Genomic DNA, 20,657 nt, shown 5'->3' with positions numbered 1-20,657 from the left:
ACGAAAGACGATGAGCGAGACCAAATCCGGACCGCAGCCGCGCGCCAGCGTCCTGCAGATCAAGGCCTATGTGCCGGGAACGGCCAGGGAAGGCGCGGGCAAGGTATACAAGCTGTCGTCGAACGAGACGCCGCTGGGCCCCAGCCCGAAGGCGCGGCACGCCTATGTCGAGGCCGCTGAGCATCTCGAGCTCTACCCCGACGGCGGCGCGACCGCGCTGAGGCAGGCGATCGGCGCCAGATACGGCATCGATCCGAACCGCATCGTCTGCGGCGCCGGCTCGGACGAGCTGATCTCGCTCCTCTGCCAAACCTACCTGGAGCCCGGCGACGAGACGGTGTACTCGCAGCACGGCTTCCTGATGTACAAGATCTCGACGCTGGCCTCGGGCGGCGTACCCGTCGTCGCGCCGGAAACGGACCTGACGACCGACGTCGACGCGATGCTCGCCTGCGTCACCGACCGCACGCGCCTGGTCTTTCTGGCAAACCCCAACAATCCGACCGGCACCTACCTGCCCTTCGAGGAGGTCCGGCGCCTGCACGCCGGCCTGCCGGACGACGTCATCCTGGTCCTCGACGCGGCCTATGCCGAATATGTCCGCCGCAACGACTACTCGGCCGGCATCGACCTGGTGGCGAACGCCAACAACGTCGTGATGATGCGGACCTTCTCGAAGATCCACGGCCTGGCGGCGGTGCGGCTCGGCTGGGCCTTCTGTCCCGAGGCGATCGCCGACATCCTCAACCGCGTGCGCGGACCCTTCAACGTCAACACCCCGGCGATCGCCGCCGGCGTGGCCGCGATCGGCGACGCCGCCTTCATGGACAAGGCCATCGCCCACAACGAGCGCTGGCTGCCCTGGCTGACCGGCGAGCTTGAAACGCTCGGCCTGAGCGTCACGCCGAGCGTCGGCAACTTCATCCTCGTGCATTTCCCCGACACCGACGGCAAGCGCGCGCCCGACGCCGACGCCTGCCTGCAGGACAGGGGCGTCTATGTGCGCCGCATGGAGGCCTATGGCCTGCCGCACGCCCTGCGCGTGACCATCGGCACGGAAGAGGCGAACCGCCTCGTGGTGGAGGCGCTCGCCGCCTTCATGCGGAACGGCTGAACGGCGAGCGCATGCCCGAACCGCTCGTCGACACACTGGCCCTGATCGGCATCGGCCTGATCGGCTCGTCCATCGCCCGCGTGGCGAAGCGCGAGGGGCTGGCCCGCCATATCGTCGTGCAGACGCGGCGGCCGGAGACGCTCGCGCGTGCCGAGGACCTGGGCCTCGGCGACCGCTACACGACCGATCCGGCCGAAGCGGTCAGGAACGCCGACCTCGTCATCGCCTGCGTTCCCGTCGGCGCGTCGGAACAGGTTGCCGGGGCGATCGGGCCCGCGCTGAAGCCCGGCGCCGTCGTCTCCGACGTCGGCTCGACCAAGGCCTCGGTCATCGCCCAGGTGGCACCGCACCTGCCGGACAGCATCCATTTCGTCCCGGCCCACCCGATCGCCGGCACCGAGCATTCCGGCCCCGACGCCGGTTTCGCCGACCTGTTCCGCAACCGCTGGTGCATCGTCACCCCGCCGCCCGGCACGGATGCAGACGCCGTCGATCTGGTCCGGCGCTTCTGGGAAGCCTGCGGCGCCGACACCGAGGTGATGACGCCCGAGCACCACGACATGGTGCTGGCGATCACCAGCCACGTGCCGCACCTGATCGCCTACAATATTGTCGGCACGGCAGCCCACCTTGAACAGGTCACCGAATCGGAGGTGATGAAGTATTCCGCCGGCGGATTCCGCGACTTCACGCGCATCGCCGCCTCCGACCCGACCATGTGGCGCGACGTCTTCCTGCACAATCGCGAGGCGGTGCTGGAGATGCTGGCCCGTTTCTCCGAGGACCTCTCGGCCCTGCAGCGGGCGATCCGCTATGGCGACGGCGACGCGCTGTTCGACCTCTTCACCAAGACCCGCGCCATCCGCCGCGGCATCATCGAGGCCGGCCAGGAGACCGAGGCGCCCGACTTCGGCCGCACCCCCGGCGCCGGCAAGCCGGCGGACGCCGGCGAATAGGTGGCCCCGGGCTCTCCGGCGTCCTTCAGCTCTTGCGGACGATACAGGCCGCGCCGGCCTTCTTCAGCCGCGCGCAGACGTCGCCGGCGGCCTCCTGGGTCTCGGCGGGGACACGCACGTTGAAGAACACCGCGGCGCCGCGCGAACGGTTGCGTGTGCCCACCACCATCGCCGGCCGGCCCGCGAGCACGTCCTCGTAGCGCTGCTGCAGGCGGGCGTAGATCGCCAGCGCCCGGTCCTTGGAGAAATGGCCGGCGACCTGCGCGCCCCAGGGTGCCGTCGGCCCCGGGCCGACGGCCGGCACGATCCGCGCCGGTGTCGCTAGGGCCGCGACCACGGTGGCGCAGCGCACCGGCCGCGCGCTCTCGCGGGTGTCGGCGACCGGGCCGGTTTCGGCGGTGCCCTTCCAGTCGCCCGCGGTGCGCCCGGTGATGAAGGACACGAAGCGCTGCGTCTCGGCAGGCAGCGCGCCGCTGCCCGAAAGCCAGTCGGCGACACGGTTGGGCCCGCCGTTATAGGCGGCCGCCGCAAGGCCCAGGTTTCCGAACGCGCGGCGCAGGTCGGTGAGGAAGGAGGCCGCCGCGTCGATCGCCGCCTCTGGCTCGAAGGGGTCGGCAAGCCCCCGCTCCGCCGCCGTCGACGGCATGAACTGGGCGATGCCCTGCGCCCCCTTCGGGCTCACCGCGCCCGGCCGGAAGCTGCTTTCGCGCCAGATCAGCCGCGTCAGGAAGGCGACCGGCAGGTCGTGATCGCCCGCTGCCGCCTCGATATGCGCGCAGATCCGCTCGCGGTGGGTCGGGACCTTCGCGACGACCGCATCGCCCAGCGGCCGCGCCGCCGCCGGCCGGTCGAAAAGGACAGGCCCGGCCACGGCCGAAACCAGCAGAAGAACGGCGGCGAGGCGTTTCATGGCCTTCGATTTCTAACACAATCCCGGCAATTCCGCGGCGTTGCCAAAGCCGCCCGGCGCTCGATCCGTCTCGCGCGGTGTGGTCGGGCGGTATACGCTGCGGGCGGACAGGACGAGCGTCGAGGGAGTGACCATGACGGCACGTACGGCAATCGTGACGGGGGCCGCGCGCGGCATCGGGCTGGCCACGACGAAACTGTTCCTGGCCGACGGCGTCTCGGTCGCGATGGTCGACCGCGACGTCCCGGCCCTGGAGCAGGCCGCCCGGGACCTGGGCGATGTCCTTGCGCTGCCCTACGACATTTCCAGGCCGCACGCGGTCGCCGCCATGATCGCCGATACGCGGGCGCGGTTCGGCCGCATCGACTATCTGATCAACAACGCCGGCGTCGCCGATTTCGGCCCCCTGGAAAGGACGGACTTCGAGCGCTGGCGCGCGGTGATGGCGACCAATCTCGACGGCGTCTTCCTGTGCGCGCAGGCGGCCATCCCGGAGCTGAAGAAGACCAGGGGCTGCATCGTCAACGTCGCCAGCATCTCCGGCCTGCGCGCCTCCACCCTGCGCGTCGCCTACGGCACCTCGAAGGCCGCCGTGATCCATCTGACCCGGCAGCAGGCCGCCGAACTCGGCGAATACGGGATCCGCGTCAACTGCGTCGCGCCGGGGCCGGTGCGCACCAAGCTCGCCGCCGCCGTGCACACGCAGGAGATCGTCGACGCCTATCACGACGCGATACCGCTCAACCGCTACGGATCGGAGGAGGAGATCGCGAACGTGATCGTCTTCCTTTGCTCGGACAAGGCCGGCTACGTCACCGGCCAGATGATCGCCGCCGACGGCGGCTTCGAGGCGACGGGTGTCGGCCTGCCGGCGCTGCGCGCGGCGCGGACGGACGAGGCTTAGGGCGTTGGGCGGAAGGTGTCAGTTGATCCCGGACAGCAGTCCCGAGCCCGGCGCGACGCGCCAGTCCGGCTTGCCGTAGACGTCGGGCCATTCGCCCGGTTCGACGGCGCTGTAGTAGACGACGCCTTCCAGCATCGGAAACTGCTGCAGCGTCGCCGCCGAGAAATCGTTGCAGCGCGCCACGTAGGAGGGGTCGCCGGCGCAGCCGAATTCCGAGATGTAGATCGGCTTGCCGAACTTCACCGCCCGATCGTAGCTCGGCTTCAGCAGCGCGGTCAGGTCCCGTTCGTGTCCGTTGGCAACGAGGTCGTAGGCCTGGAAGCCGAAGACCGAAAGCCCGATCTCGTCGACATAGTCGTCACCGGGATAGTAGAGGCCGAGGTCGAACTCACCGCGCGGCGACCACATGAAGGTGAGGTCCGGCGCCTTCTCGCGGCATATGTCGACGAAATGGCGATAGGCCGCCACGTAGTCGCTCGGCCGCCAGTCCGACCACGGATAGCGGCCGTTCTTGAGGTCCATCTCGTGCGCCCAGCGAACCGTTACCGGGCTTTGCAACCGGGCGATCCTGCCACACAGCTCGCCGATCCGTTCGTCGTAGCGCCCCGACAGCATGCCCTCTCTCAGTTCGTCGGGAAACACCGGCTCGAGCGGCGACCACGACCACGGCTCGACCGTCAGCAGCAGTGTGCGGCCGCGGTCGGCGGCATAGCGGTCGGCGACGTCCAGGGACGCAAGATCGATCGTCTGCCACGGCATGAAGACATGCTCGATCTGAACCTGCGACGCATCGGCGAACGCGCCGTCGGGGTCGTAGATGCCGACCTTCAGGTCGGACGGCCTGGAAGCGTCCGCCCGGGCACCGGAACCGTCGGCGACCGCCAGCGTTACGGCCGTCGCCTCGTCGGCCAGGCTCGGCGATCCGGCGCCGAGCAGGACGGCGGCGCCCATCAGCGCCGCCCGCGGCCATCGGTATCGGATCAGGGACTTCATCGACGTCCATCCCTTGTGGATCGGCTGCTTTCCGGGCGGGAAAGCTTACTGCGCGCTGCAGCGCTCCCGGGCGGCGGCGATCAGCCTGCGGGCCTCGGCCGATTCGTCGCTGATCTGCGAATACTCCGACCGCTTGACCGGATCGATCTGTGGCGAGTCCTCAAGGAACGGAAACGCGGTCGTCACCGGAGTGTCCGGGAGCAGGGTGTCCGACCATTTGATCGGGTCGGACAGGACGCCCTGGCCGCACGAGTAGATGATCTGGTTCGGCTCGGACAGCGACTTGCAGCCGCCCATCGAGCCGGGTGACGTCCGCGAGCAGATCTCGACCTCGCCCTCCAGCAGCAGCAGCAGCGTTTCGTCCTCGTCGTAGACGTAGAGGTCGAAGACGGTGCCGAGCACGCCGATGGTCGCCGACGGCGTATCGATACGGTAGGCGTCCTTGTCGTTCTCGCCGGTGATGAAGCGGAAGGCGCCCTTCAGCACGTTGAGGACCACGCGCCCGTTACCCTCGCCGCCACCGACGACGTAGTCGTCAAGGGTGAGGCTACCGTTCGGCCCCAGCGCGAGCTTGGTATCGTCGTCGAGCTGCAGCTCGGCATGCGAATCCGAGCCCGTTTCCAGGAGCTCGTTCAGAAAGACGCGGTCGCCCACGCCGAGGTCGCGTTCGAGCTGGCCGAGCTGCCCGGTCACGCTCCTGACGGTGACGACGGTCGTGCCGATTCCACTTTCCGTGGTTGACTGCGCCGGCGCGGTGGCGCCCGCCACCGCCGCCGCTGCGATCGCCGTTGCCACGAACAGGCGCCGCGCGCTCGCCGCGCAACGCAATGCATCAAAAATGGCGCTCACGCCGTGCATACCTGAACCCTCCATGCCGCTTGCGGAAAGTTAGCATAGTCGGCTGATATCAGATAGTGTCTGCGCGGCAATAGACTTAACGGGTCGAACCGAAGACGGGGGGTAGGGGAACTTGGGCACGCGCGCCACCTATGCGCTTGCGATTGCAATTATATTGCTGTCTGTTGCCGGCGTCCGCTTTCTCGATCCCGATCCGCTTGTCAGGCTGCGGCTGCTCGCCTTCGACGTGTTTCAGCGCCTCGCGCCCCGCCCCGTCGATCCGTCCTTCCCCGTCCGCATCGTCGATATCGATCAGGCCTCCCTCAAGGCCTATGGCCGCTGGCCCTGGCCGCGCGATCTGATCGGGCGCCTCGTCGTCCGCCTGGAGCAGCTCGGCGCCGTCGTCATCGCCTTCGACTTCGCGTTTCCCGATCCCGAACCGGACCCGCTGGTCGCGCTCTACGCCGCGCTCGAGGACAGGCCCGACGCGCGCGCGCTGTTGGACCGGTTGCCGAAGCCGCGCTCGGGCGACGACGCCTTTGCCGAGGCGATCCGCGAGGGTAGCGTCGTGCTCGGCGCGATCGGCCGCGCCGACGCGGGCCCCGAGATTCCGCCGGCACCGACCGCCTTCGCCCTGCTGGGCTCCGATCCCTCGCGGCACGTTCCCACATTCAGCACCGCGACGCTCAACACCCCGGTGCTCAACGATGCCGCCGCCGGCATCGGCTCGCTCAACTGGTTTCCGGAGTCCGACCAGATCGTCCGCAAGGTTCCGATGGTCGTGCGCTTCGGTGACGCGCTCTATCCCTCGCTGGTCGCCGAGACGCTGCGCCTGGCCGAAGGCGCGGACACGATCGCGATCCGCTCGTCCACCGCCGGCGGCGAGGGCAGTTCGGTGGAAAGCGGCATCACCTCGGTGCGCATCGGCAATCACCGTATTCCGACCGAGGAATCGGGCCAGATGTGGCTCGCGTTCTCGCCGCACCGCACCGAACGGTACATCCCCGCCGCCTCGGTCCTCGACGGCACCGTGAAGCCGGAGGACATCGCCGGGCGGATCATCGTGATCGGCACCAGCGCGCCGGGCCTGTTCGATCTGCGGGCGACGCCGCTCGACGCGGTTCTGCCCGGCGTCGAGGTGCACGCGCAGGCGCTCGAGCAGTTGCTGCAGGGGCGCCTGATGCTGCGCCCGGACTATTCCACCGGGCTGGAGATCGCCTACACGGCCGTCGGCAGCATCGCGCTCGCGGCGCTGATCTACTATCTCGGCGCGTTCACCGGCGCGCTGGCCGGCGGGGTGGCGGTCATCATCGTGCTGACGGTATCGTGGGTGGGCTACCTCCGGTTCGGCATCCTGCTCGATCCGACCTTTCCCTGGGTCGTCCTGACCGTCGTCTACGGCTTCGCCACCGTCTTCTTCTATTTCCAGACGGAGCGGGAGCGCAATCGCGTGCGGCAGGCGTTCAGCCACTACATCGCGCCGAGCCTGGTCGAGCAGCTTGCCCAGCACCCCGAGCAGCTGACGCTCGGCGGCGAGACCCGCGAGCTCACGGTGCTGTTCAGCGACGTGCGCGGCTTCACCAGCATCGCCGAGGGCTACCGCGACAATCCGCCGGAACTGATCGCGCTCATGAACCGGCTGCTGACGCCGCTCACCAACGCGATCACCGAGCGGTCCGGCACCATCGACAAGTATATCGGCGACGCGATCATGGCGTTCTGGAACGCGCCGCTCGACGATCCCGACCACTCCCGCCGGGCCTGCGAGGCCTCTCTCGAGATGATCGACCGGCTGAACACGCTGAACGCGGCGCGCCGGTCGGAGGCCGCCGTGCAGGGGGGCGGCCGGATCGCGGAACTGAGGCTGGGAATCGGCATCGCGACCGGCATGGCGATCGTCGGCAACATGGGATCGGACTTGCGGTTCGACTATTCGGCGCTCGGCGACGCGGTAAACCTCGCCTCGCGTCTGGAGAACCTCACCTCCTACTATGGCGTGACCACCCTGATCTCGGACGAAACGCGCCGGCGTGGCACATCCGACATGACGGTGCTCGAGATCGATACGGTCCGCGTCAAGGGCCGCAAGCATCCCGAACGCATCTGGGCGATCCTGGGCGGGTCCGAGCTGCAGGTCGATTCCTCGCTGCGATCGGTCATGGAACAGTTCTCGGCCGCCCTCGCCGCCTATCGCCGGCAGGACTGGGCCGGCGCGCAGCAGCAGTTCGCCTCGCTCTCCCGCGCCGCGGCGGCATACGGCCTCTCGGACCTGACCGGCCTGTTCGCCGAGCGCTGCGCCTATTTCGCCCAGACGCCGCCCCCCTCCGACTGGGACGGGGTCTGGCAGGCGCAGAAGATGTAGGTCACCTCAGAAGATCTTCGGCAGCTCGGTGATCGGCATCGGCCCGAGGAACACCTTGCCCTCGCGCATCTCGATCGTTCCCGACACCGCCTCGCGCCCGTCGATGTCGGCGGGCCGGCCGGCGAGGCGCAGCGCCAGCGCCATGACCGGGGCAAGCCCGCCGAAGGCACCCGCGGACCCCGGCGTGGTGAGGTCCGGCCCGGCGAGCTTGATCGTCACCGAGCCCTCCGGCCGGCCGGCGCCATCCGGAGCGAGCGTGCCTTCGGCGCGCAGTTCCGTCTCGCCCTGCGTCGCGCTCAGCTTGCCGACCTCGATGCTGCCGCCGTTGGCGCGCCAGGCGGCGAGAAAGGCTTCCGGGTCGCGCGGCGGCGGATAGGGCAGGGCACCGAGGCGGCCGACGAAGCTCAGGTCGACCGCATCGGACGGCCCCATGCCGTCCGGCGTCACCACCAGATCGATGGCGTCGACGGCAACGTCGACGTCGTGCGCGTCGGGGGGCGTGTCGGCGCGGCGGCCATGGATGCCGACCCGGCTCGCCGTCACGGTGGCGCCGCCGCCGGGGGCGGTCGCGGCGGGATCGGGCGTGGCGGTGAAGCCGGTGATCCCCAGGTCCCCGCGCACGATCTGCCCGCCTGGCGCGCGCAGCGAGCCCTGCAGCAGCGTCCAGTTGGTATCGACGGCGAAGGCCGGCCGCCGCTTGTTGCCGCCCTCGATGCGGACCGGTCCGTCGATCTCGTAGATCACGTGGGTGAGGTTCCACACCTGCGCCACGGCCCGGAACCCGCTCGCGGTCGCGCGGACATGCGGCTTGGCGTCGGCGATGTCGACGCTCGGCTCCGAACAGCGCACCTCGACGCGGAACGGATAGCCGCCGACGCGTCTTTCGCCGCAGGCGTAGGTCCGTCCCCTGGCCGCCTCTTCGGCGAGCCAGGCCGTTATCATCGCGTCCGCCTTCTGCGTGCCGAAATACCAGACGGCGCTCCAGCCCGCCGCCACGACGACGACGGCGAGAGCCACCAGCACGAGAAAGCGCGGCGGTCGGCCGAGTTTCCCGGATCCGGGGCTGTCGGGAGAGGCCGGGGCGGAGTCTGGCTCAGTCATGGGCGTATCGTACCGGTCGGTAAAAAACGGGATTGCGGCGGGATCTGGACCCGAACATTGCCAACCGATCGCGGCGCTGGTAGGGCAACCGCCCGCATCGCCCCCGAAAGGACGTCCCGGATGGGACCCTCCATCGGGTGCCCCGAATCGGCACGGCGTCGGACGACGGACTGTTTCGAGTGACCGGACTATGAGCGACTTCTGGGTATTTGGCTACGGCTCGCTGATGTGGCGGCCCGGTTTCGACCATGTCGAGCGGGTGCCCGCCCGCCTGCGCGGCCTGCACCGCTCGCTCTGCGTCTACAGCCATGTCCATCGCGGCACGCCGGACAGGCCCGGCCTCGTGCTCGGCCTGGACCGCGGCGGCGCCTGCCTCGGCGTCGCCTTCCGCGTCGCGCCACAGGCCCGCGAGGAGGTCGTCGCCTATCTGCGCGCCCGCGAGCAGGTGACGATGGTCTATCGGGAGGTCACCCGCCAGATCGAGCTTCTCGACGGCAGCCGACGCGCCGCGCCGGCGCTGTGCTACGTCGTCGACCGCGCCCATCAGCAATACGCGGGCGCGCTGCCCGTCCAGCGCCAGGTCGAGCTGGTCAGACAGGGGCACGGCATGTCCGGCCCCAATGTCGACTACGTGCGGGCCACCCTCGACCACATGGACGAGATCGGCGTGGTCGACCAGCGGCTCGCCGTTCTCGGCCGGGCCCTGACGGAATCCGTCTAGCCAGCGGAGCCGTCCCCGCGACCTGCTGAGAAAATAGACCTGTTCAGAAAGTCAGTCTGTTCGGGAAGTCGGCCAGCCCAAAATCAGCCAGCCCAAAATCAGGCGGTCCAAAGTCAGGGGCCAAAAGTCAGGGGCCAAAAGTCAGGCCGCGACGCCCTGGCGATCGCGGTTGCGCGCGCCGTCGCGGTCCGCCGGACGCGGCCCGATTGCCGCGCGCAGGTCGCGCAGCGCCTTGACCCGATCCACCGCGCCGATCGTCACCAGATGCACGTGCGCCTCGCTTGCCCCAGCAGCGCGCGCCGCCGCCAGCGCATCATCGAAGCGCCGGCCAACCGAGAGGCCGATCCACACCGCCTCCCTGCGACCGTCGGGATGCACGGCGGCGAGGATCACCGGCGCGCCGGGAAACTCCGCCGCCACGTCGAGCGGGAAGGCCCGCGTCAGATAGCGGCGCCCGCTCTCTCCCGTCCAGTGACGGAACTCCGAGGCAAACGAAATCCCGTCGAGCACGCTCGGCACGGCAGGTTCGCAATCGACGACACTAATGGGCGCGGTCATAGGAACAAAGATGGAACATCCGACAACGTGCGTCAATCCACATGCGATATCTGGTTTAACGCACCTCACTGTGGAAGGTTTCATACGGAAATTTCATTGCGATGCCGTTACCGCGGCCGATGGTCATCGATTCATTTGTTTCACGATTGCCGGTTCTGTCCGTGATACTCGGGGTTGGGCCGCATGTCGGTCGCCGTCGCCACCCGGTTGGTCATGTTGAAGAACGCCGCCACCGAGGCGATGTCCCAGATGTCCCGGTCGCTGAAGCCGACATCGCGCAGCGCCTGGCGGTCCGGCTCGTCGATCGCCCACGGCGTTTCCGTCAGCTTCCAGGCGAAATCGAGCATCGCCCGTTGCTTGCTCGTCAGATCGGCGGCGCGGTAGTTCATCACCATCGTCTCGCCGAGCGCCGGGTCGCCGGAGTACTGGCGCACCGCCTGCCCGTGGGCGGTCAGGCAGTAGAAACAGTGGTTAACGCTGGAACAGACGACGGCGATCATCTCGCGTTCCAGCTTCGACAGCCCGGAGTCGCCGAGCATCAGATCGTTGTACATCGCCGTGAAGGCGTCGAGCTTGACCGGATTGAACGCGTAGGCCTTCAACACGTTCGGCACCATGCCAAGCTTTTCCATGCACTTGTCGAAATAGGCCTTCTGGCGATCGGTGAGATCGTCTTCCTGTTCGAGATCGAGCGCGATCACGCGGTCTTCCGACATTCATGTCCTCCGGCTGTTGCGCGTTTCGGGTCCAAGGACGCAACGCTAGCACAGCCGCGCCCGGAATCCGCAGCCCGGTAACCGCAGCCCGATAACCGATGTCTCGACACCGTCGTCAATCTGTCGAACACTTCCGGGCAAGCCGTGAGTCGCAAGAACGGAAAACGGAATACGAGGAAACGCAATGCTCCAACGCGACCAGGACAGAAGGCGTGCGCTGATCGAGGCGACCCTGAAGGCGCTTCCCGGCGCCGCCCGCAAGTCGGCGCTCGGCGCTTTCACGGACTGCCTGTATTCCGACGCCGCCTACGAGGATCTGGCGATCTATTCGCCCGGTGAACTGGCGCTTCTGGCCGAAGGCGCGTGGGACTTCACCGCGACACGGCAGCCCGGCAAGCACAAGATCCACGTCTTCGATCCGGATCCGATCGATCCCGCGCCGGAGTCGCCGCTCAACTCGGTCACCGTCGTCGAGATCGTCAACGACAACATGCCGTTCCTGCTCGATTCGGCGATGGCGGAGCTGCAGGACCGCAGCTACGAGGTCCGCCTCGTGCTGCATCCCATCGTGTGCGTCGAGCGCGACGGCCGGGGCAAGCGCAAGAAATTCCATGGCATCGAGCGGCCGTCCTCCCAGGCAGAGGTGTTGCGCGAGAGCGTCATCCAGATCCATGTCGACCGCATCGATTCCGATCTCGAGCGGCGCGAGCTGGCCGCCGCGCTGGGCCGGGTCGACGACGCCGTGCGCATCGTCGTGCGCGACTGGCAGCCGATGCTCGCCCGGCTCAAGCAGGAGATCGAGGTCTACCGCTCCAACCCGCCGCCGATTCCCGCCGACGAGATCGCCGAGGCCGTGCAGTTCCTCGACTGGATCGCCGACAACAACTTCACGCTCCTGGGCCTGCGCGAGTACGCCTTCGTCGGCGGCGTCGAGGAGGGCCGGCTCGAGCGCGTCGCGCGCGACGAGGGCGCCGGCTTCGGCATCCTGCGCGATCCCGGCGTGATGGTCCTGCGGCGCGGCCGCGAATGGGTCACCTACACGCCGGAGCTGCGCGACTTCCTGATGCAGCCCGTGCCGCTGATCGTCACCAAGGCCAACGTCAAGTCGCTCGTCCATCGCCGCGTCCACATGGACTATGTCGGCGTCAAGACCTTCGACGACGAGGGCGCCCTGACCGGCGAGCTGCGCCTCATCGGCCTGTTCACCTCGACCGCCTACAACCGCGGCATCCGCTCCATCCCCTATCTCCGGCACAAGGTCGACCTGGTCATGCGCAAGACCGGCTTCGAGCCGGAGAGCCACAACGGCAAGGCGCTGACGAACGTGCTGGAGACGTTCCCGCGCGACGAGCTGTTCCAGATCGATATCGAGACGCTGTACGAATGGTCGCTGGCGATCCTCCAGCTCGGCGAGCGCCCGCGCATCCGCGTCCTCTACCGGGCCGACAAGTTCGACCGGTTCGTCTCCGCGCTCGTCTACGTCCCGCGCGACCGCTACAACACCCGCGTCCGCCTGGCGATCGGCGACCTGCTGGCGCGCGCCTTCGAGGGGCGCGTGTCGGCCTTCTATCCCTTCTATCCGGAAGGCGTGCTGACCCGCGTCCATTTCATCATCGGCCGCTACGAGGGCACCGCCCCGACGCCGGACCAGGCCGCGCTGGAGGCGGAGATCGCCGGCCTGATCCGCATCTGGTCGGACAATCTGAAGGAGGCGCTCGACGACGCTCACGACGTCTTCCACGCCGCCGAGCTATACCACCGCTACAAGGACGCCTTCACCGGCGGCTACCAGGCCGCCTACTCCGCCGAGGTGGCGGTGCACGACATTTCCGTCGTCGAGCGGCTGGTCGGCGAGCGCCGCCTGCTGATCGACTTCCACCGGCCGGACGCCGACCGTCCCGACCGGCTCGGCCTCAAGCTGTTCCGGCTCGACAGCCCGGTGCCGCTGTCGGAGCGCGTGCCGATCCTGGAGAACATGGGCTTCAAGGTCATCAGCGAGCGCACCTACCGCATCGCCCGGCCGGACACCGACGCCGTCGCCGACATCTGGATGCACGACATGGTGCTGGAACGCGCCGACGGGGCGGCGATCGACCTCGACCGTCTCAACGGGCGTCTGGCCGACGGCTTCCTCGCCGTGGCCCTCGGCCAGGCCGAGAACGACGGCTACAACGCCTTGATCGTCAAGGCCTGCCTCGCCTGGCGCGACATCGCCACGCTGCGCGCCTATTCGCGCTATCTGCGCCAGGCCCGCATCCCCTACTCCCAGGACTACATGTGGCAGACGCTGCAGCATCACGCCGACATCGCCGGTCTGCTGGTCGACGTGTTTCATGCCCGCTTCTCCCCGCAGGTCACCGACCGGACGGAAAGACTGGCCGCCGAACAGGCGCTCGTCGACAAGATCGAGGCCGCGCTCGAGGCCGTTCCCAGCCTCGACGAGGACCGCATCGTGCGCTGCTTCGTCAATCTCATCCGCGCGACGCTGCGCACCAACTTCTACCAGACCGACACCCATGGCGAGACGCGCGAGGCCTTCTCCATCAAGCTGTCCAGCCGGCAGATCGACGACCTGCCCGAGCCGCGCCCGCACATGGAGATCTTCGTCTACAGCCCGCGCGTCGAGGGCGTGCATCTGCGTTTCGGCGAGATCGCCCGCGGCGGCCTGCGCTGGTCCGACCGGCCGCAGGACTTCCGCACCGAGGTGCTCGGTCTCGTCAAGGCGCAGCAGGTCAAGAACGCCGTCATCGTGCCGGTCGGCGCCAAGGGCGGCTTCGTGCCCAAGCACCTGCCCGTCGGCAACCGCGAGGCGATGCTGGCGGAGGGCATCGCCTGCTACAAGGTCTTCGTCGGCAGCCTGCTCGATCTCACCGACAACCTGGTCGAGGGCGCCATCGTCGCGCCCGCGCTGACGGTGCGCCACGACGGCGACGACCCTTATCTCGTCGTCGCCGCCGACAAGGGCACGGCGACCTTCTCCGACATCGCCAACGGCCTGTCGCAGGCGCACGACTTCTGGCTCGACGACGCCTTCGCCTCCGGCGGCTCGGCCGGCTACGACCACAAGAAGATGGGCATCACCGCCCGCGGCGCCTGGGAGGCGGTCAAGCGCCACTTCCGCGAGATGGACGTCGACATCCAGACGACGCCGTTCTCGGTGATCGGCGTCGGCGACATGTCCGGCGACGTGTTCGGCAACGGCATGCTGCTGTCCGAGCAGATCCGCCTCGTCGCCGCCTTCGACCATCGCGACATCTTCATCGACCCCGATCCGGACCCGGCCATCGGCTACGCCGAGCGCACGCGCCTGTTCGCGCTGCCGCGCTCGAGCTGGCAGGACTACGACACCAGCCTGATCTCCGCGGGTGGCGGCGTGTTCTCGCGCCAGATGAAGGCGATCCCGCTGTCGCCGCGGATGCAGGAGCTGCTCGGCATCCACCGCAAGACGGCGACGCCGGCCGAGCTCATCTCGGCGATCCTCAGGCTCGAGGCGGACCTGCTCTGGTTCGGCGGCATCGGCACCTATGTGCGCGCCAGCGAGGAGACCGACGACCATGTCGGCGACCGCGCCAACGACGCGATCCGCATCACCGCGGCGCAGATGCGGGTGAAGGTTGTCGGCGAAGGCGCCAATCTCGGCATGACGCAGCGCGCCCGCATCGAGTTCGCGCTCGCCGGCGGCCGGATAAACTCCGACGCCATCGACAACTCCGCCGGCGTCAACTCCTCCGACATGGAGGTCAACATCAAGATCGCGCTCGGCAGCGAGATGCGGAAGGGATCGCTGACGCTGGCCCAGCGCAACGACCTGCTCGTCGAGATGACCGAGGAGGTCGCCGGCCTGGTCCTGCGCAACAACTATCTGCAGACCCTGGCGCTGTCGCTGACCGAGCGTCGCGGGCTCGAGGACCTGGGCTTCCAGCAGCGCCTGATGCGCGACCTGGAATCGCGCGGCGACCTCGACCGTGCCGTCGAGGACCTTCCCGACGACGCCGAACTGCAGGCCCGCGAGACGCGCTGCGAGCCGCTGACGCGACCCGAGCTCGCGGTGCTGCTCGCCTACGCCAAGATCGACCTGTATTCACGGCTCCTGGACTGCGCCGTGCCGGACGACTCCTATCTCGGCCGCGAGCTGATGCGCTACTTCCCCGAAGCCCTGCAGGCGCGCTTCCCCGGGGCGATCGCCGATCATCGGCTGCGCCGCGAGATCATCTCGACCATGCTGGCGAACTCGATGATCAACCGCTGCGGCCCGACGATGATCGTCCGGCTCGCCGACGAGACCGGCGCCGACGTGCCCGAGATCGCCGCCGCCTTCGCCGCCGCCCGCAACGCCTTCGGCCTCACCGAGGTGAACGGCGAGATCGACGCGCTCGACAACAGGATATCCGGAGACCTGCAGCTCGAGCTCTACGCCAGCCTGCAGGACCTGCTGTTGCGCGCCACCGCCTGGTTCCTGCGCAACATCGACATCGAGCACGGTCTCGCCGAGGTCATAGACCACTATCGCAAGGCGACCGCGACGCTCTCCAAGGATCTCGCCGGGATCGTTCCGGGCGAGGCCGCCGGGCGCATCGCCGCGCGCCGCGACGAGCTTGTCGGGGCCGGGCTGCCGGAGGGCCTGGCAACCCGCGCCGCCGGCGCGCAGTGGCTGTCGCGCGTGCCCGACATCGTCCTGGTTTCGGATCGCACCGGCAAATCGCTCAGCGCCGTCGCCGAGACCTTCTTCGCCTTCTCCGCGCATTTCCGCGTCGACGAGCTGGGTGAGACGACCCGGGCGCTGGGCGCCGTCGACTACTACGACAGGCTGGCGCTCAACCGCACCCTCGACCTGATCCACGAGGCGCAGCGCAAGCTGGTGGCCGAGGTGCTGGCGACGGGCAAGAAGGGCAAGCCGGCGCTGGACGCCTGGATCGCCACGCGCGGTAGCAGCGTGACGCGCACGGCCGGCGCGATCGCCGATATCGAGCGCGGCCCCATGAGCCTGTCCCGGCTGGCGGTGGCCGCGAGCCTGTTCAACGACCTCGCGGGCGGATAGTCACTGCCCCGACGGGACCAGCACCTCGCGCAGGAACGTGCGGAAGCGGTCGTAGGCGATCTGCGCGAAGGCCGGATCGTAGACGGAGGTGGAATTCGGCAGCACGTCGGGACGGTCGAAGGCATGCGTCGCCCCCTCGATGGTCTGGACGTCGACAGGCGCGCCCTCCTCGACCGCGAGCGCGTAGGCCTGGTTGCACGGCGCCGGATCGGCGGTGACGTCCTTGGTGCCGTGGATCGCCCAGGTCGGCCGCGGCTCGATCTCGCCGGCCTCCGGCGCCAGCGCCGGGAAGCCGCAATAGGGATAGGTCAGGTAGACCGCGGTCAGGCCGGCGAAGGCGGCCGTCGGCCACCGGGTCAGGCTGTAGGGCACCGTCTCGTTCGGCGGCATCGCCAGAAAGTCCATCACCGTCCAGCCGCCGTGGCTCCAGCCGGCGATCGCGATCCGGTCCGGGTCGACATAGGGAAGGCTGCGGGCGAACGGCACCGTCACCGCCACGTCGCCGGCCCGCTCCGAGCCGCGCAGCACCCAGCCGGGGCAGACGTCGGCATAGGCTTCCTCGGAATCGATGTTACGCGGCTTCAGGCTGTCGACGATGATCGCCACGACCCCCTCGGACCTGGCGATATCGGCGTAGATGCCCATCAGCGGCCGGCGCTGGTCGCCGTTCCACAGGCCCTCGCAGCCGTGAAACAGCAGCACCGCCGGGAACGGCCCGTCACCGTCCGGCTTGACGATCACGATATCGGGCTCCAGCAGCGCCAGCAGCTGGTCGGGGCTGCGCTTGTCGGTGAAGGCCCCGGTCAGCGACAGCCATACATACGCACCGCCGCCGGCAACGACAACGATCACCGCGATCAGGATAGATACGAGTATTCGCCGCATCTATAGATTGTATCACCCGGGACCTAATGCCGGAAGTGGCGCATTCCGGTAAATACCATGGCCAGCCCCTTTTCGTCCGCCGCCGCGATCACGTCCTCGTCGCGCATAGACCCGCCCGGCTGGATCACCGCGGTCGCGCCCGCCGCCGCCGCCGCCAGCAGGCCGTCCGGGAACGGGAAGAACGCATCGGAGGCGACCACCGAGCCCTCGGCGAGCGGCCGGGCGATCCCCGCCGCCTTCGCCGCCTCCTCGGACTTGTGCGCGGCGATGCGGGCCGAATCGATGCGGCTCATCTGGCCCGCGCCGATGCCGGCGGTGGCGCCGTCCCTGGCGTAGACGATGGCGTTCGACTTCACGTGCTTGGCCACCCGCCAGGCGAACAGCAGGTCGTGCAGTTCCTGCTCGCTCGGCGCCCGCCTGGTCACGACCCGGAGATCGGTCGCGCCGAGCCGGCCGTTGTCACGCGACTGCACCAGCAGGCCGCCGGCGACCGAGCGCACGGTCAGGCCGGGCGCGGCCGGATCCGGCAGGCCGCCGGTCACCAGCAGGCGCAGGTTCTTCTTCGCCGCGACGATCTCGATCGCCGCCGGGCTCGCCGCCGGGGCGACGATCACCTCGGTGAAGATCTCGACGATCTTCTCCGCGGCCTCCGCGTCGAGGGTCTGGTTGATCGCGACGATGCCGCCGAAGGCGGACACCGGATCGCAGCGCAGCGCCAGCTCGTAGGCCTCGCGCAGGCTCGCCCCGGTCGCCACGCCGCAGGGATTGGCGTGCTTGATGATGGCCACCGCCGCCGCGTCGTTCGGATCGAACTCGGCGACGAGCTCGAAGGCCGCGTCGGTGTCGTTGATGTTGTTGTAGGACAGCGCCTTGCCCTGGAGCTGGCGGGCGGTGGCGACGCCCGGCCGCGCCGGACCGGGCCGGGATTCGGGCGTGCGATAGAAGCCGGCGCGCTGGTGCGGATTCTCTCCGTAGCGCAGCGATTCCCCAAGCGTGCCGCCGAAGCTGACCCAGGTCGGTTCGCCGTCGCCCACCGCGTCGGTGAACCAGCGCGAGATCGCCGCGTCGTAGGCCGCGGTGCGCGCGAACGCCTTGGCCGCCAGCCGCTGGCGCGTGCCGGCGCTGACGCCGCCCGTGCCGAGTTCCTCGAGCACGCCCGCATAGTCGGCCGGATCGACCAGCACCGTCACCGAGCCGTGGTTCTTGGCCGCCGCGCGGATCATCGCCGGGCCACCGATATCGATGTTCTCGATGCACGCCTCGAAGCCGGCGCCGCGCAGCAGCGTCTCTTCGAAGGGATAGAGATTGATCGCCAGCAGGTCGATTTCCGGAATGCCGTGCTGGCTCAGCGCCGCGACATGCTCCGGCTTGGAGCGGTCGGCGAGCAGGCCGCCATGCACCTTCGGATGCAGCGTCTTCACCCGTCCGTCGAGCATTTCCGGGAACCCGGTGACCGAGGCGACGTCGGTGACCGCAAGCCCCGCCTCCTTCAGCGCGCGGGCGGTGCCGCCCGTCGACAAAAGCTCCACGCCGTTGTCGGCGAGGGCCTTGGCGAAGTCGACGATTCCGGTCTTGTCGGAAACGGAGATGAGAGCCCGGCGAACGGGCGTCGGCATGTTCGTCATCGGAAGATCCTGAAGCGGGAGAAAGCGTGTGGCCCGCCGCTTAGCACGACTGCCGGCTCAGGTCACGCCGTGCCGCCGCTATTGCCGCCGCCATCCCCGCGGCCGCCGTCGCCGCCATCATTGCCATTGTCTTCGGGAGCGGACATGTCCGCCGGTTCGGACGCGTCCGGCTCCGCGTCGAGCGGCAGTTCGTCCGCGTCCGCCGCCCGTCCGGCGGCCTGCCGCTTCGGATCGATCCGCTGCAGGCGCCAGTTGACGCGCGGGGCGTGGCGGCAGCGCCCGTGCAGCACGATCTGCTCGCTGCGGCGCGGCCCGTCGAGGCCGCCGAGATAGACGCTTTCCTCGATGGCGACGTCCGCGCCGCCGGCATAGAACTCCCAGGACGCGCCGTGCAGCGGGGCGAGGATGACGCGGTTGTGGTCGCGGGTCCGGCTCGCCCGCACCAGCGGGTGCAGGTGGAACCGCACCGCGTAGGGCGGATTGCCGCTGCCGCCGCCGACGGCGGAGAACACGTCCTCGCCCTCGACCCGGCGCCCGTCCGGACTGACCGCCATGCGCCGCTCGTGGATGATGCCGAAATCGCTGCGATAGCCGTCATGGCTCGCCGCCAGCGAGACGACGTCGGCGTCCTGCCGCTCCACCGAGACGGTGCGCGGGCCCGACAGCATCACCGGCCCGAGCGTCTTCAGGACGAGCGCGTTGGAGGCGAACCGGCACGACGAGGTGTCGTCCAGCGTCGCCGTCGAATGGGCGGCGGTCGCGCGCGACACCGCCCGCCACTGGGCCGAGCCGAAGGCGGGAACGCCGCAATTGACGATGATGCGCTGCCCCGACGCCGACATCTCGAAGGACAGGCAGCCGGCATGGGCTTCGCGGCTCACCGTCGGCGGCGGCGGCGCGCCGGTATCGACAATGACGACGGTGTCGCCGGCCTCGAGCCGCTGGTAGCCGGAATACGACGCGTTCAGCACCGGCGCGCCGCGCGTCTCGTCGTAGGCGAGCAGGGTCGCGAGGACGTCGGGATAGGTCGGCCCCATGCCGTTGAAATGCGCCAGCGCGCCGTCGTCGTGCCGGAAGAAGCGCAGCATCGGCATCATCCGGTCGATCGCCGACATCAGCGCGCTCGAAGGCGCCACGTCGCGCGCCGCGAAGGTCTGGCGCAGCGGCAGCAGCTCCAGGAGCAGCACCACCACCGCCTCGGGATTGCGCGAGAGATGCCCGCCGTCGGGAAGCACCTGGCGCACGAGTTCGTCGTCGAGCCAGCGCGCCGCCTGGCGCATCAGCCGCTGCCGCCCGGACATGCACAGGCCCGCGTGGCAGAGCGCGATGACGGCGACCATGCGGCCGACCCCGTCCGGCGCTTCGTCGGCGGTGCGGATGAGATAGCGCACCTGCCGCGCCAGCGAGCGCATGAAGCGGCGGTAGAAGCCGATGTCGGCGCCGCGCAGGATCAGCGGCGAGTGGCTGAACCAGGAGATCAGCCGCCGCGCCACCACCTCCGGCGCCCAGGCGACCGGGTCCCAGCCGCCGTAGTCCTCGATCCAGTCGGTAATCAGCGCGCGCGCGTGCAGCCGCGTCAGGTCGGTGTCGGCGGCGCGCATGTGGCGTAGCCAGCCGAACCCGTGCAGCGCCCGCTGCCAGTCCGGCGACGGCGGCGGCGCCGAGAACGGCGATTTGCCGCCCACGTCGATGGCGGCGCCGGCCAGGGCGAAATGGCCGGTATAGAAATCGGCGGCGATGATCGGGTCGGCGGTGCGCAGGTCCTGCGGGGCGACGATGAGACGCTCCGGCGCGCCGGCGGAAAAACGCCAGCGATAAAACGGGCTCGCATAGGCCGTGAGCATCGAGCGAACCTGATGCCCGGCCATGATCGCGCCAATCCGCAAACGGTCGCCGATTGCAATTCCGGCCATACGCGCCGCCTACTCTTCCTCGAT

General features: G+C 69.1%; 15 protein-coding genes. 6 read left to right on the top strand and 9 right to left on the bottom strand.

Features of this window, described 5'->3' with window-relative positions; all coding sequences use genetic code 11:
• Positions 1 to 10: 10 nt before the first annotated feature.
• Together hisC and ACSF9G_RS20045 are read left to right on the top strand one after the other, a co-directional pair.
• Entirely contained in the window at positions 11 to 1,114 is a 1,104-nt protein-coding gene (hisC, locus tag ACSF9G_RS20050) for a histidinol-phosphate transaminase (RefSeq protein ID WP_436643890.1), read from the top strand.
• An 11-nt stretch (positions 1,115 to 1,125) separates the two neighbouring features.
• Positions 1,126 to 2,070, top strand: a complete 945-nt coding sequence (locus ACSF9G_RS20045) for a prephenate/arogenate dehydrogenase family protein (RefSeq protein ID WP_436643889.1) — start codon at positions 1,126 to 1,128, stop codon at positions 2,068 to 2,070.
• Positions 2,071 to 2,095: 25 nt separating this feature from the next.
• On the opposite strand, the gene ACSF9G_RS20040 is transcribed toward ACSF9G_RS20045, so the two are convergent.
• Positions 2,096 to 2,980 (bottom strand): lytic transglycosylase domain-containing protein, encoded by an 885-nt coding sequence (locus tag ACSF9G_RS20040; protein WP_436643888.1) that lies wholly within the window; start codon positions 2,978 to 2,980, stop codon positions 2,096 to 2,098.
• 133 nt (positions 2,981 to 3,113) lie between these two features.
• Between ACSF9G_RS20040 and ACSF9G_RS20035 the strand changes: the two genes are divergently transcribed.
• Positions 3,114 to 3,884, top strand: coding sequence for an SDR family NAD(P)-dependent oxidoreductase (locus tag ACSF9G_RS20035; RefSeq protein ID WP_436643887.1), 771 nt, complete (start codon positions 3,114 to 3,116; stop codon positions 3,882 to 3,884).
• An 18-nt stretch (positions 3,885 to 3,902) separates the two neighbouring features.
• Here the strand turns inward: ACSF9G_RS20035 and ACSF9G_RS20030 are convergent, their stop codons facing one another.
• Together ACSF9G_RS20030 and ACSF9G_RS20025 are read right to left on the bottom strand one after the other, a co-directional pair.
• A complete protein-coding gene (locus tag ACSF9G_RS20030) occupies positions 3,903 to 4,877 on the bottom strand; it encodes a glycoside hydrolase family 26 protein (protein ID WP_436643886.1) in 975 nt (324 codons plus the stop codon).
• A 45-nt stretch (positions 4,878 to 4,922) separates the two neighbouring features.
• Positions 4,923 to 5,726, bottom strand: coding sequence for a FecR family protein (locus ACSF9G_RS20025; protein ID WP_436643885.1), 804 nt, complete (start codon positions 5,724 to 5,726; stop codon positions 4,923 to 4,925).
• Positions 5,727 to 5,847: 121 nt separating this feature from the next.
• On the opposite strand from ACSF9G_RS20025, the gene ACSF9G_RS20020 reads away from it, so the two are divergent.
• Entirely contained in the window at positions 5,848 to 8,076 is a 2,229-nt protein-coding gene (locus ACSF9G_RS20020; protein WP_436643884.1) for a CHASE2 domain-containing protein, read from the top strand.
• 6 nt (positions 8,077 to 8,082) lie between these two features.
• On the opposite strand, the gene ACSF9G_RS20015 is transcribed toward ACSF9G_RS20020, so the two are convergent.
• Complete coding sequence (locus tag ACSF9G_RS20015; RefSeq protein ID WP_436643883.1) at positions 8,083 to 9,177, bottom strand: DUF2125 domain-containing protein; 1,095 nt, start codon at positions 9,175 to 9,177, stop codon at positions 8,083 to 8,085.
• A 190-nt stretch (positions 9,178 to 9,367) separates the two neighbouring features.
• Between ACSF9G_RS20015 and ACSF9G_RS20010 the strand changes: the two genes are divergently transcribed.
• Entirely contained in the window at positions 9,368 to 9,898 is a 531-nt protein-coding gene (locus ACSF9G_RS20010) for a gamma-glutamylcyclotransferase (RefSeq protein WP_436643882.1), read from the top strand.
• A gap of 141 nt (positions 9,899 to 10,039) precedes the next feature.
• On the opposite strand, the gene ACSF9G_RS20005 is transcribed toward ACSF9G_RS20010, so the two are convergent.
• Together ACSF9G_RS20005 and ACSF9G_RS20000 are read right to left on the bottom strand one after the other, a co-directional pair.
• The gene (locus ACSF9G_RS20005) at positions 10,040 to 10,417 is read right to left on the bottom strand and encodes a hypothetical protein (protein WP_436643881.1); all 378 of its coding nucleotides are present in this window, start codon (positions 10,415 to 10,417) and stop codon (positions 10,040 to 10,042) included.
• A gap of 179 nt (positions 10,418 to 10,596) precedes the next feature.
• Positions 10,597 to 11,172 (bottom strand): peroxidase-related enzyme, encoded by a 576-nt coding sequence (locus tag ACSF9G_RS20000; RefSeq protein ID WP_436643880.1) that lies wholly within the window; start codon positions 11,170 to 11,172, stop codon positions 10,597 to 10,599.
• A gap of 184 nt (positions 11,173 to 11,356) precedes the next feature.
• On the opposite strand from ACSF9G_RS20000, the gene ACSF9G_RS19995 reads away from it, so the two are divergent.
• On the top strand, positions 11,357 to 16,210 hold the full coding sequence (locus ACSF9G_RS19995; RefSeq protein ID WP_436643879.1) for an NAD-glutamate dehydrogenase: 4,854 nt from the start codon (positions 11,357 to 11,359) through the stop codon (positions 16,208 to 16,210).
• Here the strand turns inward: ACSF9G_RS19995 and ACSF9G_RS19990 are convergent, their stop codons facing one another.
• The 3 genes from ACSF9G_RS19990 to ACSF9G_RS19980 all read right to left on the bottom strand — a co-directional run bounded on the left by ACSF9G_RS19990 (position 16,211) and on the right by ACSF9G_RS19980 (position 20,633).
• A complete protein-coding gene (locus ACSF9G_RS19990; protein WP_436643878.1) occupies positions 16,211 to 17,095 on the bottom strand; it encodes a dienelactone hydrolase family protein in 885 nt (294 codons plus the stop codon).
• A 23-nt stretch (positions 17,096 to 17,118) separates the two neighbouring features.
• The gene (gene purH / locus ACSF9G_RS19985; RefSeq protein WP_436643877.1) at positions 17,119 to 18,720 is read right to left on the bottom strand and encodes a bifunctional phosphoribosylaminoimidazolecarboxamide formyltransferase/IMP cyclohydrolase; all 1,602 of its coding nucleotides are present in this window, start codon (positions 18,718 to 18,720) and stop codon (positions 17,119 to 17,121) included.
• A gap of 62 nt (positions 18,721 to 18,782) precedes the next feature.
• Positions 18,783 to 20,633: a heparinase II/III family protein gene (locus ACSF9G_RS19980; protein WP_436643876.1), complete on the bottom strand. Its 1,851-nt coding sequence runs from the start codon at positions 20,631 to 20,633 to the stop codon at positions 18,783 to 18,785.
• Between the last annotated feature and the right edge of the window lie 24 nt (positions 20,634 to 20,657).

It is taken from the genome of Microbaculum mangrovi, from assembly GCF_051390635.1.
Lineage (GTDB): Bacteria > Pseudomonadota > Alphaproteobacteria > Rhizobiales > Tepidamorphaceae > Microbaculum.
Note: the sequence above shows the minus strand (reverse complement) of the source record. Positions and strands in the feature narration are given on the sequence as shown.